The 14,038-nt window shown below is 71.2% G+C and carries 15 protein-coding genes; 6 read left to right on the forward strand and 9 right to left on the reverse strand.

From position 1 onward, the window contains the following. Window positions 1-123 precede the first annotated feature (123 nt). Window positions 124-2,010 (reverse strand): translational GTPase TypA, encoded by a 1,887-nt coding sequence (typA, locus tag ISU07_RS20180; RefSeq protein WP_194708633.1) that lies wholly within the window; start codon window positions 2,008-2,010, stop codon window positions 124-126. Window positions 2,011-2,285: 275 nt separating this feature from the next. Here typA and ISU07_RS20185 point away from each other — a divergent pair, with 275 nt between their 5' ends. Further along, on the forward strand, window positions 2,286-3,386 hold the full coding sequence (locus ISU07_RS20185; protein WP_194708634.1) for a hypothetical protein: 1,101 nt from the start codon (window positions 2,286-2,288) through the stop codon (window positions 3,384-3,386). Between the two features lie 101 nt (window positions 3,387-3,487). Then, entirely contained in the window at window positions 3,488-4,843 is a 1,356-nt protein-coding gene (locus ISU07_RS20190; protein ID WP_194708635.1) for a M4 family metallopeptidase, read from the forward strand. 124 nt (window positions 4,844-4,967) lie between these two features. On the opposite strand, the gene ISU07_RS20195 is transcribed toward ISU07_RS20190, so the two are convergent. Beyond that, complete coding sequence (locus ISU07_RS20195) at window positions 4,968-5,657, reverse strand: aspartate/glutamate racemase family protein (RefSeq protein ID WP_194708636.1); 690 nt, start codon at window positions 5,655-5,657, stop codon at window positions 4,968-4,970. Window positions 5,658-5,667: 10 nt separating this feature from the next. Further along, window positions 5,668-6,411: an SDR family oxidoreductase gene (locus ISU07_RS20200; protein ID WP_194708637.1), complete on the reverse strand. Its 744-nt coding sequence runs from the start codon at window positions 6,409-6,411 to the stop codon at window positions 5,668-5,670. Between the two features lie 56 nt (window positions 6,412-6,467). Between ISU07_RS20200 and ISU07_RS20205 the strand changes: the two genes are divergently transcribed. From ISU07_RS20205 to ISU07_RS20215, 3 genes are all read left to right on the forward strand, one after another. Beyond that, window positions 6,468-6,818 carry a hypothetical protein gene (locus ISU07_RS20205; protein WP_194708638.1) on the forward strand — a complete coding sequence of 117 codons (351 nt, stop codon included), beginning with the start codon at window positions 6,468-6,470 and terminating at the stop codon, window positions 6,816-6,818. Window positions 6,819-6,886: 68 nt separating this feature from the next. Beyond that, window positions 6,887-8,152 (forward strand): D-inositol-3-phosphate glycosyltransferase, encoded by a 1,266-nt coding sequence (mshA, locus tag ISU07_RS20210; protein ID WP_194708639.1) that lies wholly within the window; start codon window positions 6,887-6,889, stop codon window positions 8,150-8,152. Between the two features lie 10 nt (window positions 8,153-8,162). Further along, window positions 8,163-8,681: a type III secretion system chaperone family protein gene (locus tag ISU07_RS20215; RefSeq protein WP_194708640.1), complete on the forward strand. Its 519-nt coding sequence runs from the start codon at window positions 8,163-8,165 to the stop codon at window positions 8,679-8,681. Here ISU07_RS20215 and ISU07_RS20220 read toward each other — a convergent pair. From ISU07_RS20220 to ISU07_RS20235, 4 genes are all read right to left on the reverse strand, one after another. Next, the gene (locus ISU07_RS20220; protein WP_194708641.1) at window positions 8,637-8,990 is read right to left on the reverse strand and encodes a DUF1304 domain-containing protein; all 354 of its coding nucleotides are present in this window, start codon (window positions 8,988-8,990) and stop codon (window positions 8,637-8,639) included. The two genes, ISU07_RS20215 and ISU07_RS20220, sit on opposite strands and share 45 nt — an antisense overlap. A 9-nt stretch (window positions 8,991-8,999) precedes the next feature. Then, the gene (locus ISU07_RS20225; protein WP_323742728.1) at window positions 9,000-9,935 is read right to left on the reverse strand and encodes a DMT family transporter; all 936 of its coding nucleotides are present in this window, start codon (window positions 9,933-9,935) and stop codon (window positions 9,000-9,002) included. Window positions 9,936-10,032: 97 nt separating this feature from the next. Further along, window positions 10,033-10,710 carry a response regulator transcription factor gene (locus ISU07_RS20230; protein WP_194708642.1) on the reverse strand — a complete coding sequence of 226 codons (678 nt, stop codon included), beginning with the start codon at window positions 10,708-10,710 and terminating at the stop codon, window positions 10,033-10,035. Continuing rightward, on the reverse strand, window positions 10,707-11,849 hold the full coding sequence (locus tag ISU07_RS20235; RefSeq protein ID WP_194708643.1) for a sensor histidine kinase: 1,143 nt from the start codon (window positions 11,847-11,849) through the stop codon (window positions 10,707-10,709). Before ISU07_RS20235 ends, ISU07_RS20230 begins: the two co-directional genes overlap by 4 nt. Before the next feature lie 122 nt (window positions 11,850-11,971). On the opposite strand from ISU07_RS20235, the gene phoU reads away from it, so the two are divergent. After that, window positions 11,972-12,628 carry a phosphate signaling complex protein PhoU gene (gene phoU / locus ISU07_RS20240; protein ID WP_194708644.1) on the forward strand — a complete coding sequence of 219 codons (657 nt, stop codon included), beginning with the start codon at window positions 11,972-11,974 and terminating at the stop codon, window positions 12,626-12,628. A 102-nt stretch (window positions 12,629-12,730) separates the two neighbouring features. Here phoU and ISU07_RS20245 read toward each other — a convergent pair whose 3' ends face one another. Both ISU07_RS20245 and ISU07_RS20250 read right to left on the reverse strand, forming a co-directional pair. Continuing rightward, window positions 12,731-13,474, reverse strand: coding sequence for a phosphoglyceromutase (locus ISU07_RS20245; RefSeq protein WP_194708645.1), 744 nt, complete (start codon window positions 13,472-13,474; stop codon window positions 12,731-12,733). Beyond that, window positions 13,471-13,995, reverse strand: coding sequence for a hypothetical protein (locus tag ISU07_RS20250; RefSeq protein WP_194708646.1), 525 nt, complete (start codon window positions 13,993-13,995; stop codon window positions 13,471-13,473). The genes ISU07_RS20245 and ISU07_RS20250 overlap by 4 nt, the downstream gene beginning before the upstream one ends. Window positions 13,996-14,038 lie beyond the last annotated feature (43 nt).

Below are 14,038 nucleotides of genomic sequence, written 5' to 3' on the forward strand. Positions count from 1 at the left end.
GACTATGACCGCGCTCACACGTCCGTGTCAAGGTACGCGTGAAAATTGGATCGTTCAATGTGGAAGCGCTCTCATGAACCGTCCACAGATTGCCTCCGAGTTCGGCCCGTCGGCGCCGCTGCCTCAGGAGGACTTGCGGGCCCGGGAGGCCATCTTCGCGCGCTCGTTCTGGTCCAGCACCACCTTGCGCAGGCGGACGTTCTGCGGGGTCACCTCGACGCACTCGTCCTCGCGGCAGAACTCCAGGCTCTGCTCGAGGGACAGCTTCCGCGGCGGCACGAGCTTCTCGAAGTTGTCGGACGTGGAGGAACGGATGTTGGTCTGCTGCTTCTCCTTGGTGATGTTCACGTCCATGTCGTCGGCGCGGGAGTTCTCGCCGACGATCATCCCCTCGTAGACCTCGGTGGTCGGCTCGATGAACAGGATGCCGCGCTCCTGGAGGTTCGTCATGGCGTACGCCGTGGCGGCACCGGAGCGGTCGGCCACCAGCGAGCCGGAGTTCCGCGAGCGGATCTCGCCGGCCCACGGCTCGTACCCCTCGCTGATGTGGTGGGCGATGCCCGTGCCGCGGGTCTCGGTGAGGAAGTCGGTGCGGAAGCCGATCAGGCCGCGGGCCGGGACGATGAACTCCATCCGCACCCAGCCGGTGCCGTGGTTGGTCAGCTGCTCCATCCGCCCCTTGCGGTTGGCCAGCAGCTCGGTGATCGGGCCGAGGTACTCCTCCGGCGCGTCGATCGTCAGCCGCTCCATCGGCTCGTGCAGCTTGCCGTCGACCTCCTTGGTGACGACCTGCGGCTTGCCGACGGTCAGCTCGTACCCCTCGCGGCGCATCTGCTCGACCAGGATCGCGAGCGCGAGCTCACCGCGGCCCTGTACCTCCCAAGCGTCCGGCCGGTCGGTCGGCAGGATCCTCAGCGACACGTTGCCCACGAGCTCGGCGTCGAGGCGGTCCTTGACCAGCCGGGCGGTCACCTTGGCGCCCTTCACCCGCCCGACCAGCGGAGAGGTGTTGGTGCCGATCGTCATGGAGATGGCCGGCTCGTCGACGTGGATGAGCGGCAGGGCCACGGGGTTCTCGGCATCGGCGAGCGTCTCGCCGATCGTGATCTCCGGGATGCCGGCCACGGCCACGATGTCACCCGGGCCCGCCGACGTACCCGGCTTCCGCTCGAGGCCCTCGGTGACCAGCAGCTCGGTGATGCGGACGTTCTGCTTCGAGCCGTCGCGGCGCATCCACGCGACGGTCTGGCCCTTGCTCAGCTCGCCCTCGTGGATGCGCAGCAGCGCCAGCCGGCCGAGGAAGGGCGAGGCGTCCAGGTTCGTGACGTGCGCCTGGAGGGGTGCGCCCTCGGTGTACGTCGGGGCGGGGATCGTCTCCAGGATCGTGCGGAACAGCGGTGCGAGGTCGGGGGAGTCGGGCATCCCGCCGTCGGCCGGCTGCTCGAGCGACGCGCGGCCGGCCCGGGCCGAGGCGAAGACGACCGGGAAGTCGAGCGCGTCCTGGGCGTGGTGCTCGTCGAGCAGGTCGAGGAACAGCTCGTACGTCTCGTCCACCACCTCGGAGATCCGCGCATCCGGACGGTCCACCTTGTTCACGACCAGGATGACCGGCAGGTCGGCGTTGAGCGCCTTGCGCAGCACGAACCGCGTCTGGGGGAGGGGCCCCTCGGAGGCGTCGACGAGCAGCACGATGCCGTCGACCATCGAGAGACCGCGCTCGACCTCGCCACCGAAGTCCGCGTGTCCGGGCGTGTCGATGATGTTGATCGTCAGGTCGCCGTACCTCACCGCGGTGTTCTTGGCGAGGATGGTGATGCCCTTCTCGCGCTCGAGGTCGCCGGAGTCCATGATCCGGTCGGCGACGCCCGCCTCCTCCTGGTGCGCGGAGAACGCGCCGGCCTGGTGCAGCATCGCGTCGACCAGCGTGGTCTTGCCGTGGTCGACGTGCGCGACGATCGCGACGTTGCGGAGGTCGTCGCGCAACACGCGGCCGGGACTGTTGGTGGGCATGCGGAAGAGCACCTCTTACAGGGAGAAGGGTGGCGCGGAGGCCAAACCCGCAGAGTCTACGAGGCGGTATGGTCCACCGCCGCATCGTCCTTTACCCCCCAGATGCCCCTGGTTACCCTCGAACTGCGCTCGCCAGGGGGTGGTGGGCCTATGTGTGTTCGACCAGTGCGTCGCACGTACGTCAGATCTGGGGGGATCTCGATGGGGGGCACGGCCTGCCTGCGCACGCCCGCGCCCGCGTGTCCGCACCAGCGGACCGGGGCGGAGCGCCGTACGTGACGCGCGCCTCCGGCCACCACCCGCTCGTGCCGCTCGAGCTCTTCGGTCGCCGCGTGCGCGTCGACGCCGGCGGCCACCCCGCCACCGCCCAGGTCGAGGCCCTCTGGTCCCGGTGCCGTCCCCCGCCCGCCGACGCCCCCTCCGATGTCCTGTCCAGCGACACCCACATGGGAGAGCCACCGACCGTGATCACCCTGCCGAGGTCCGACCGGCCGCTGGGCCCGGAGACGACCGTCGACCTCCGCGACCGGCTCCGCACGATCGCGGTGGACGCCGCCGCTGACAGCCTGCTGCTGCTCCGCGCCGCCGCCGTCGCGACGCCCGGTGGCGCCGCCCTCGGCCTGGTCGCCGACGACGCCGAGCAGCGCGCGTCGGTCGCTGCCGAGCTGAGCCGCCGCGGGTTCGGGTACGTCACCGACGAGCTGCTCGCCCTGGACGAGTCCTTCGACGTGGTCGCCTTCCCCGAGCCGATCGCGTTCGAGCAGCCGGACGAGGACGTGGCGGTCCTCGCCGGGCCCGACGCCCTCGGGCTGCGGCCCTGTCCGGCCGCGCTCCACCTCGCGGCGATGGTCGTCATGGACCACGTCCCGGCCCGCCGCGAGGCCCCGGAGCTGGTACGGGTGGACCGTTCCGGCGACGTGCTCCTCCTCGAGCCGGCCGTCGTCACCGCGCCCGCGTCGTGGGCGGAGACCGCACTTCCCGACCTCGTGGACGAGGTGGACGGGCTGTGGCGGCTGACGTACGGCGACGTCCACGCCGTCGCCCCGGTGCTGGCCGAGCTGCTCGTCGAGCGCACCCGGCCGGCGTCGGGACCCATCGAGCTGTACGTCGCGGTCGGCCTCGGCGAGAACGAGCCGTCGCGGCGGCCGGGCATCAGCGGCCACGACCTCGCCCTCGACGGGCTGCGGCGCACGGTGTGGGAGTCCGCCGCCGGCGGCGCCACGCTGGAGGGCCTGCACACCGCAGCGAACCTGGAGCTGGGCGGGCCGCACCATATCTCGGTCCAGCTGGTCGCCGCGGCCGTGCGTGATCTGATGGGCCTCGGACTGCTGGTCCCGGAGACGGCGAGACCGCACGCGGACCTCGCCCGCCGATGACCGGACGCTGAAGCTTCTCGGGACGGCGGTCCCGGCCGACATGGGGTCGGTCGGGACCTGCCGGCCTTTTGGATGTCGGCCCCGCAGGGTAGGCAGGACACATGAGTGCCCCACCAGCGACCTGCTCCTTCATCCCCCCGTACCTCCTCGAGCAGATCGCGCGAGCCGACTCGGCGGCCGCGGCGCGGATGACCGCGACGCTCACCGTCGACGCCCGCCTGCGCGACCAGCGCCCTGCCGTGCCCCACCCCCACCCGACCGTGGCGCCGACGACAGGGGCGGCGGCGATCGTGCCGGACTGGACGGTCCACACCGCGAAGGGCTCCACGACCCTGCCGGGCACCGAGGTACGCGGCTCCGGCGATCCCGCGTCCGGTGACCCGGCGGTCGACGAGGCCGCCGACGGCATCGCCGGAGCGCTCCGGCTGTTCGCCGAGGTCTTCGACCGATCGTCGTACGACGGCGCCGGCGCTCCCGTCTCCCTGACCGTGCACTACGGCCGCGACTACGTGAACGCCTTCTGGGACGGCACCCAGCTGGTCTTCGGCGACGGCGACGGCGAGATCTTCGACCGCTTCACCAAGCCGGTCGACGTCCTGGGCCACGAGCTCAGCCACGCGGTCACCGAGCACACCGCGGCGCTGCGCTACCAGGACCAGCCGGGCGCGCTGAACGAGTCGGTCTCCGACGTCTTCGGGACCTGCCTCAAGCAGTGGCTGCTCGGCCAGAGCGTGGACCAGGCCGACTGGCTGATCGGCGCGGGTCTCTTCCTGCCCGGCGTCAACGCCCGCGGCCTGCGCGACATGGCCAACCCGGGCACGGCCTACGACGACCCCAAGCTCGGCAAGGACCCGCAGGGCGCGTCCATGGACGAGTACGTCGAGACCTCCGACGACAACGGTGGCGTGCACCTCAACTCCGGGATCCCCAACCGGGCGTTCCAGCTGGCCGCCACGGCGATCGGCGGCACGTCGTGGGAGGGCGCCGGTCAGATCTGGTACGCCGCGCTCACCGGCCCTGACGTCGGCGAGGACACCGACTTCGCCGGGTTCGCCGCAGCGACGGTCGCCGCCGCCGGCGACCACGCCGACGCTGTACGACAGGCCTGGGAGACCGTCGGCGTGACGCCGCAGGCGGGCTCGACGTCGGACGCCGGCACGGGCTCGAGCCCCAGCGAGGAGACCCTGGTGTCGGTGCGGCGCACGGGCGGGTTCGCCGGCCGGGTGGCCGAGGGGTCGGTCGACCTGACCTCGCACGACGCGCGCGTGCCCGAGGTGCGTTCGCTCGTCGAGCGCATCGACCTGGCCCACGTGGCGGGCGGCAACCCGCACCCGGACATGTACGTCTACGCCTTCGACCTCTGCGGCCGCCGCGCCCAGGTGCCGGAGCACCACCTGACGCCCGACCTCTCGCGCCTGGCGCTCATCGTGCTGGAGACCGGCGACCCGGCGTCCTAGTCGGGCACGTGGTGAAGCGCGGCCGCCCTGTTGGGACGGTGACTCGGCCGAGTGCCTGCGGGCGCGCTGAAGAGAGAAAGGCGGGACGTTGCAGCGCGTCGGACAGTCGAGCTCCGCTCGACCATCAAGACAGAGCTCGGTCCAGCGCGGCGTTCACGTGCAGGGTCGTGCAGGGGATGACGGGGAGCTCGACGTCGGCCTGGGAGACGAGCGTCTCGATCTCGGTGCAGCCGAGCAGGATGGCGCGGGCGCCGGCGTCCCACAGCTCCTCGGTCAGCTCCACGACGCGGCGGCGGGTGGCGTCCACGACCCGGCCGTGCACCAGCTCGTCGTAGATGGCGGAGTTCAGCCAGTCGTGGTGCTCGGGCGCGGGCATGATCACCGAGACCCCGTGGCGGCCGAGACGCTCGGCGAAGAAGTCGTCCTCCATGGCCACCTTGGTGCCGATGAGGCCCACGGTCGTGGCGCCCTGCGCGAGGCAGGCCTCGGCGACCACGTCGCCCAGGTGCAGCAACGGGATGTCGACGGCCTCCTCGACCTGGTCGGCGACCTTGTGGAACGTCGTGGTGCACAGCAGCAGGAAGTCGGCACCCGCCCGCTCGACCCCGCGACCGGCCTCGGCGAGCAGCTCGCCGATCTGGTCCCAGCGCTCGGTCTCCTCCAGGTCGGTCAGCTCGGCGAAGTCCACCGTGCTGAGCACCAGGCGGGGCGAGGAGAGCCCGCCGAGCCGCTGGCGCACCCCGAGGTTGAGGTCGCGGTAGTACACCGCGCTGCTCTCCCAGCTCATCCCGCCGACGAGGCCGATCGTCTGCATGACGTGGAAGTTAGCCGACCCGGTGCACCTTGTGCTGCGCGGCTTGCGCCCGCGGACGCACGACCACCTCGTCGACATCGACGTGGGAGGGCCGGGTGGCCACCCAGGCAACGATGTCGGCGATGTCCTCGGCGGTGAGCGGGTCGGGGACGCCGGCGTACACCGCCGCCGCCCGGGCCTGGTCCCCGTGGAACCGGTTGACCGCGAACTCCTCGGTCCTCACCATCCCGGGCGCGATCTCGGTGACCCGGATCGGCTCCCCGCTCAGCTCGAGGCGCAGCGTCCCGGTGAGCGCCTTGAGGGCGTGCTTCGCGGCGGTGTACTCGCCGCCGTTCTCGTAGACCACCCGCCCCGCGGTCGAGCCCATGGTGACCACCAGGCCGTCGCCGCTCGCGCGCAGGGCCGGCAGCAGGGCCTGGGTGACGCGCAGCGTGCCGAGCACGTTGACGTCGTACGACCGGGCCCAGTCGTCCGGATCCCCGCCCTCGATCGAGTCGCCGGTGAAGGCGCCGCCGGCGTTGTTCACGAGCACGTGCAGCACCGGCCCCACGGCCTCGGCGAGCGCGGCCACCGCCGCCCGGTCGGTCACGTCGCAGGCCGTCGCCACCCCGCCGATCTTCTCGGCGAGGGCCTCGATCCGGTCGGTACGCCGTGCCGCGACGTGCACGTGGAAGCCCTCGGCGGCCAGGCGGCGGGCGCTCGCTGCGCCGATGCCGCTGCTCGCGCCGGTGACGAGGGCGATGCGCTTCTCCATGCCCGCGATTGTGCCCCGATTGTGTCGTGGGGCCGTCCTCGGCAGACTGACCGGTCATGATGAGGGCCGCTCAGCTTCTCGGACTCGTCGGCGGTGTGGCCTGGGTGGCTGCGGCCTTCCTCTGGGACGGCGGTGACGGCCCCCTCGAGCTGGCGCTGTTCTGGCTGGGCGCGGTGCTGGTCACGCTCTACCTGCTCGATCTCGGCATGCTGCTGGTCAAGCGGGGGCTGCTGGCCCTGCGGCTGTTCGTGGCGTGCGCACTGCCGCTGCTGGTGTGGATGGTGGTCGTCTTCGCGGCGACGTCGGCCTCCGACGACGGCATCGTCTGGGGCATCACGGGCGCGGCCGTCGCCGTGTTCGCGGTCGTGCAGCTGGCCCGGCCGGTGCCGCAGCGCGCCACCCTCTGAGACAGTCCGGGAATCCTTCTCGAGTCTGCACGGTTGGCCTCTCTGGAGGAGTCCGCCGACCGGAAGGTATGCACGTGGGAGCGCTCGATCGCGTCGCGATGATCAGCCTGCACACCTCTCCGCTCGACCAGCCGGGCACGGGTGATGCCGGCGGCATGAACGTCTACGTGCTCGAGCTCGCCAAGCGGCTCGCCGACCGGGGCACCGCGGTCGACATCTTCACCCGCGCCACCTCGTCGTCCCTGCCGACCGAGGTCGAGGCCGCGCCCGGTGTCCTGGTGCGCAACATCCATGCGGGGCCCTTCGAGGGACTCACCAAGGCCGAGCTGCCCGGTCAGATGTGCGTCTTCGCCCGCGAGGTGCTGCGCGCCGAGGCCTCGCAGCCGCTGGGCCACTACTCCGCCGTGCACTCCCACTACTGGCTCTCGGGCCAGGTCGGCGCCCTCGCCCGCGACCGCTGGGGAGTCCCGCTGGTGCACTCGATGCACACGATGGCCAAGGTGAAGAACGACGCGCTCGCCGAGGGCGACACGCCCGAGCCGCCGGTGCGGATCTACGGCGAGGAACAGGTCGTCCAGGCCGCCGACGTGCTGATCGCCAACACCGACACCGAGGCCAAGCAGCTGATCAACCTCTACGACGCGTGTGCCTCCCGCGTCGAGGTGATCCACCCCGGAGTCGACCTGGACGTGTTCCGGCCGCGCGACAAGGCCGACGTACGCCGCCGGCTCGAGCTCCCTGCGAACGCGTCGGTGGTCATGTTCGCGGGGCGCATCCAGCCCCTGAAGGCCCCCGACGTCCTGCTGCGTGCGGTGCACGTGCTGCTCGACCGCGAGCCCGGACTGCGGTCGCGACTCGTGGTCCCGGTCGTCGGCGGGCCGTCCGGGTCCGGGCTGGAGCACCCCGAGTCCCTGGCCCAGCTGGCGCAGCACCTGGGCATCGCCGACGTCGTCCGCTTCGTGCCGCCGGTGGAGCAGGCGAGGTTGGCCGAGTGGTACGCCGCGGCCGACGTAGTCGCCGTCCCGTCGTACAACGAGTCCTTCGGGCTGGTCGCCATCGAGGCCCAGGCGTCCGGTACCCCCGTCGTGGCCGCCGCGGTCGGCGGTCTGACGACCGTCGTCGACGACGGCCGCAGCGGCCTGCTGGTCGAGAGCCACCGGTCCGACGACTGGGCCGACGCCCTGGGCCGGCTGGTGCTCGACACCGACCTGCGCACGCGGCTCGCCGCGGGTGCGGTGCAGCAGGCCCGGCACTTCTCGTGGGACGTCACCGCCGAGCAGACCCTGGAGACCTACGCCCGGGCGGCGTCGTTCATGCGCGAGGCGGTTGCCTAGGCTCGGTGGCGTGACCTCCGACGTCGTCCGCTCGTACCTGACCGAGCACGACATCGCGTTCACCGAGCCGGCCGAGGGTGTCTTCAGCTTCTCGCTGCCCGGCGAACGCAAGCTCCAGACCGCGGTCCGCCTCGACATCGGCCCGCACGCGCTCGGCGTGCACGCGTTCGTGTGCCGGGCGCCCGACGAGAACCACGAGGGCGTCTACCGGTGGCTGCTCCAGCGGAACCTGCGGATGTACGCCGTGTCGTTCGCGGTCGACCGGCTCGGCGACATCTACCTGGACGCGCGGCTGCCGCTCGCAGCCGTGACCGCCGAGGAGCTGGACCGGCTGCTGGGCTCGGTGCTGACGTACTCCGACGAGTCGTTCAACACCATCCTCGAGCTCGGCTTCGCCTCCTCGATCCGCAAGGAGTGGGAGTGGCGCAACCTGCGCGGCGAGTCGACCGCCAACCTCGAGGCGTTCCGCGGCTGGCTGGAGGAGTCAGTGGGCGAGGACGACGAGCACCAGGGCGACGGCCGCGGGTAGCGCCTGCACGACCAGGATCTTGCGGCTGACCGTCGCGGCGCCGTAGAGCCCGGCCACGATCACGCAGAGCAGGAAGAACACCGTGACGTCGTCCTTGTCCGCGACCAGTCCCCAGACCAGTCCCGCGACCAGGAACCCGTTGTAGAGGCCCTGGTTGGCGGCCAGGGTCTTGGACGCCTCCGCGAACTCGGGGTCCGTGCCGAACGCGGCCCGGCCCCGGGGGGTGGTCCAGAGGAACATCTCCAGGACGAGGAAGTACAGGTGGAGGGCCGCCACCAGGGCGACCAGGATGCCGGCGACCACGCTCACGGTCGGAGACTAGCCGTGAACGCGGGCACCCTCCTGCGGTTGCGGCACCGCGGCGCGCGGCTTCGGCTTCCGACGAGCGACCGCGACGCCCAGGAGGGCGAGCACGCCGCCGGCGTACGCGACCGTGGGCGGCGCCTCGGAGAGGAAGACCAGGCCCATCACGATGGTGATCGGCGGGACGAGGTACGTCGTCACGCCGAGGCTGGACGCGCTCATGTGGCGCAGGGCGTAGGCGTAGGTGGTGAACGCGATCGCGGTCGGGAAGACGCCGAGGTAGACGACCCACAGGATCGAGCTGGTGGGTGCGTCGCGCACGTCGTCGACGAGCTGGCCGGCGAACGGCAGGCACACGACCGCGCCCACCGTGCACGCCAGCCACGTCACGATCACGGCGGAGAGCCGCGCGACCAGTGGCTTCTGGAGGATCACGCTGATCGAGTAGACCGCCGCGGCGACCAGGCAGAGCAGGACGCCGACCAGGTCGCGGCCGCCGCCGTCGCCGCTGTCGGCGGTGCCGATGAGCACGACACCGGCGAAGGCGAGGGCCAGGCCGACGGCGAGGTACGTCGTGAACTTCTCGCTCAGGAAGATCGTGGCCAGCGCCGCGATGATGATGGGGCTGACCTGGAGCAGCATCGAGGCCGTGCCGGCGTCCACGTGGTGCTCGCCCTGGTTGAGGGCGACGTTGTAGATCCCGAACCACAGCACGCCGATCGCCACGATCGCCGCCCACTCACGCCCCGTCGGCCGGGGCATGGTGCGCACCTTCGGCGCGGCCACGATCCCGAGGGCGACCGCGCCCACGAGCAGCCGTCCGAGGGACAGCGACCCCGGAGTGAAGTCGTGACCGAGGTGCCGGATCGCGACGAACGCCGACGCCCAGAGCACCAGCGTCACCGACACGGCGGCGAGCGGGAGCCAGGACTTGGCGGGTACGGCGTTCACCCGCCAAGCCTAGGAACGACCACCGACATCGATCGAGCGGAATTCGGCCGTCGTACGTGGATATCCCGCCGACCTTCGCGGGCGAACCTGCGACCCGCTACAGGTCGAGCTTGTACCCCAGCCCCCGCACCGTGACGAGGTACTTGGGGTCGGAGGGGTCGGGCTCGAGCTTGGCGCGCAGGCGCTTGACGTGGACGTCGAGGGTCTTGGTGTCGCCGACGTAGTCGGAGCCCCAGACGCGGTCGATGAGCTGGCCGCGGGTGAGGACGCGTCCGGGGTTGCGCAGGAACAACTCCAGCAGCTCGAACTCCTTGAGCGGCAGCCGCTGCTCCGAGCCGTCGACGGTGACGACGTGGCGCTCGACGTCCATCCGCACCGGGCCGGCCTCGAGGGTCATCGGGGCCAGGTCGGGCTCCTGGCCGCGGCGGAGCACGGCGCGGATGCGGGCGACCAGCTCGCGCGGGGAGTACGGCTTGGTGACGTAGTCGTCGGCGCCGAGCTCGAGGCCGACGACCTTGTCGACCTCGTCGTCCTTGGCGCTGACCATGATCACCGGGACGTTGGAGGTGGTCCGGATCTGGCGGCACACCTCAGTGCCGGGCAGGCCGGGCAGCATCAGGTCGAGCAGCACGATGTCGGCGCCGTTGCGGTCGAACTCCGCGAGCGCGTCGGGTCCGGTGCCGGCGATGGCGACGTCGTACCCCTCCTTGCGGAGCATGTAGGCGAGCGCGTCCGAGTAGCTCTCCTCGTCCTCGACGACGAGAACACGGGTCATGTGAGTACTTCCTGGTTGGCGCGCGGCAGGGTCAGGGTGAACGTGGAGCCCTGGCCCTCGACGGACCACACGCGGATCTCTCCGCCGTGGGTGGCCGCGACGTGCTTGACGATGGACAGCCCGAGCCCCGTGCCGCCGGTGGAGCGGTGGCGAGCGGGGTCGACGCGGTAGAACCGCTCGAAGATGCGGTCGAGCTCCCCTGAAGGGATCCCGATGCCCTGGTCGACGACCGAGATCTCCACCATCCCCTCGTCGGAGCCGCTGCTCGGCTTGGTCGAGACGAGCACGGTGGAGTCGTCACCGGAGTACGCCACGGCGTTGGCGACCAGGTTGGCGACGGCGGCACTGACCTGCTCCTCGTTGCCGAAGACCTTGAGGTCGTGCGTGCCGTTGGTGACGATCTTGATGCCGCGGGCGTTGGCGTCGATGGCCGACGCGTCGACGGCTCCCGCGACGACCTCGTCCACCGACACCACCACGGGGGCGTCGAGCGGGTCGTCGTCCTGGAGCCGCGACAGCTCGATGATCTGCTGGACCAGCCGGGAGAGCCGGTCGGACTCGGTCAGCATCCGGCCGGCGAAGCGGCGTACGGCGACCGGGTCGTCGGCCGCGTCGCACACGGCCTCGGCCAGCAGCTTGATGGCGCCGACGGGCGTCTTCAGCTCGTGGGAGACGTTGGCGACGAAGTCCCGACGGACGGTCTCGACGCGGCGTTCCTTCGTCCGGTCCTCGACCAGCGCCAGCACCAGCGTCGACGTCAGCGGCGCGACCCGGACGGTCACGTGCCGAGGGACGGCGTGCTGGCGGGCCATCAGCAGCTCGGTCTCGCGGATCTGGCCGTCGCGGCGTACCTGCGTCACCAGCTCCGCCAGCTCGTGCGACATCAGGCTGGTCCCGGAGACCAGGCCCATGGCGTACGCCGGGGCGCTGGCCTTCAGCACCGTGTCGTCGGCGCCGACCACGACCGCGCTGCTGCGCAGCACCGAGAGCACGGACGCGACGCCCTCGGGGACGGCGGGCTCGTCGGTCGGCGCCACGATGCCCTGCTGCCGCTCGCTCACGTGCCAGGCGAGGACGCCGCCACCGGCCACCAGCGCTCCGATCAGCGCGGCGACGAACGCCTGCGTCGTCGGGTCCACGTCAAGAATCGTACGCAGCGGCGTGCCCGTGTCCCGCTTCCGCGACGGCCCCTCGACGAGTGTTCACCGCCCGTTCACCGCTTGACGCCAACTGGTCACCCGGTACCCGTAACGTCGGGGACATGCGTGAGGCCTACCACGACCAGCTCGACTCCATCTTCCGCGACCTCTCCGCCGTGTGCGGCAACGTCCAGGAGGCGGTCCGGCTGGCCACCCGGGCGCTGCTGACCGGCGACGCCGAGACGGCCGAGGCCGTGATCTCGGCCGACAGCGCCATCGACGAGGCCACCGAGCGGGTCGAGGACAACTGCTTCTCCCTGCTCTCCCTCCAGCAGCCGGTCGCCGGCGACCTGCGGGTCATCGTGTCGGCGCTGCGGATGGTCAGCGAGCTCGAGCGGATGGGCGACCTCTCGGTCCACGTCGCCAAGATCGCCCGGCTGCGCGTCCCGCAGATCGCTGTGCCCGAGGAGGTCCGCCCGACCATCGCCCGGATGGCCGAGGTCGCCGAGGACATGGTCTCCCGCGTCTCCCAGATCATCACCGAGCGCGACGTCGAGGCGGCGATCGCGCTGAGCCGCGACGACGACGAGATGGACCGGCTGCGCCGCAACAGCTTCACCCAGCTGCTCTCCGACGACTGGGAGCACGGCGTCGAGGCGGCGGTCGACATCGCCCTGCTGGGCCGGTACTACGAGCGCATCGCCGACCACGCCGTCTCGGTCGGCAACCGCGTGGTGTTCGTGGTGACGGGGTCGTTCCCGGTCGCCTCGGACGTCTGAGCACCTCGCTGGTCGAGGAAGGCTGTCACGAGACCCACGCGGGCTGCCTCTCCCACGAGGTCTCGTGACGGTCGCTGCGCGACCTCCTCGACCAGCGGTAGGTCAGCGTCCCTGGTTCGCGACCGCTGCAGCGGCGGCAGCAGCGGCCTCGGGGTCGAGGTACTCGCCGCCGGGGACGGTCGGCCGGAAGTCGTCGTCGAGCCGGTAGAGCAGCGGCATGCCGGTCGGGATGTTCAGGCCGGCGATGTCCTCGTCGCTGATCCCGTCCAGGTGCTTGACGACCGCGCGCAGGCTGTTGCCGTGGGCGGCGACGAGCACGCGCTGCCCGTCCCGCAGGTCCGCGATGATGTCGGACTCCCAGTAGGGGAGCATCCGCACGATCACGTCCTTGAGGCACTCGGTGTGCGGCATGTCGTCGCCGAGGCCGGCGTACCTCGGGTCACCGAACTGCGAGTACTCGTCGTCCTCCGCGATGGGCGGGGGAGGGACGTCGAAGGACCGGCGCCAGAGCATGAACTGCTCCTCACCGTACTCCTCCATCGTCTGCTTCTTGTCCTTGCCCTGGAGCCCGCCGTAGTGCCGCTCGTTGAGCCGCCACGACCGGCGGACGGGGATCCAGTGCCGGTCGCACACGTCCAGCGCGAGGTGTGCGGTGGTGATCGCCCGGCGCAGCAGGGACGTGTGCACGACGTCGGGCAGCAACCCGGCCTCGGCGAGCAGCTCGCCGCCGTGCACGGCCTCGCGGCGGCCCTTGTCGTTGAGGTCGACGTCGACCCAGCCGGTGAACAGGTTCTTCGCGTTCCACTCGCTCTCGCCGTGGCGGAGCAGGACGAGCTCGTAGGTCATGACGCCGAGGCCGTGGGAGCCGGCGCGGGCGACCCGGTGCCGTTGTCGTACCCCTCGTACTCGTCGTCGGCGACCACGACGTGCACCTTCATGTCGGCGCTCTCACCGTTGTCGAAGCCGACCGTCAGCGACAGGAAGTCGCCGGCCTTGAAGTCCCCGCTGACCTTGATGCCCTGGCCATTGGTCAGGTTGACCACGGCGTGCGGCTTGACCTCGATGGGGTCGAACGCCGCGACCTGGGTCGTCGAGTTGCTCCCGAAGTCCAGGGAGCTCATGTGGATCGTCTCGGTCGCGGAGTTGTTCGAGAGCGTCGCGATGAACGTGCCGGAGCCGTCGTCCTGGGACACGATGACGGCGTTCAGCACGTCGACCGTGCCCGACTTGTCGCTGGTGCCGTTGGAGATGGTGTTCTCGCGGTCCGTGGCGTAGTTGAAGCCGCAGGACGCGACGCCGGGGACGGCGAGGATCAGCGCCCCGAGGCTGAGCGCGATCCGGTGACGGCGGGAGAGCCGATGGTCCATGGGTCACAGGCCTTCGTGGTCGACGGGTATCGGTACCTCACCC

The sequence above is a fragment of the Nocardioides islandensis genome, from assembly GCF_015352455.1.
Lineage (GTDB): Bacteria > Actinomycetota > Actinomycetes > Propionibacteriales > Nocardioidaceae > Nocardioides > Nocardioides islandensis.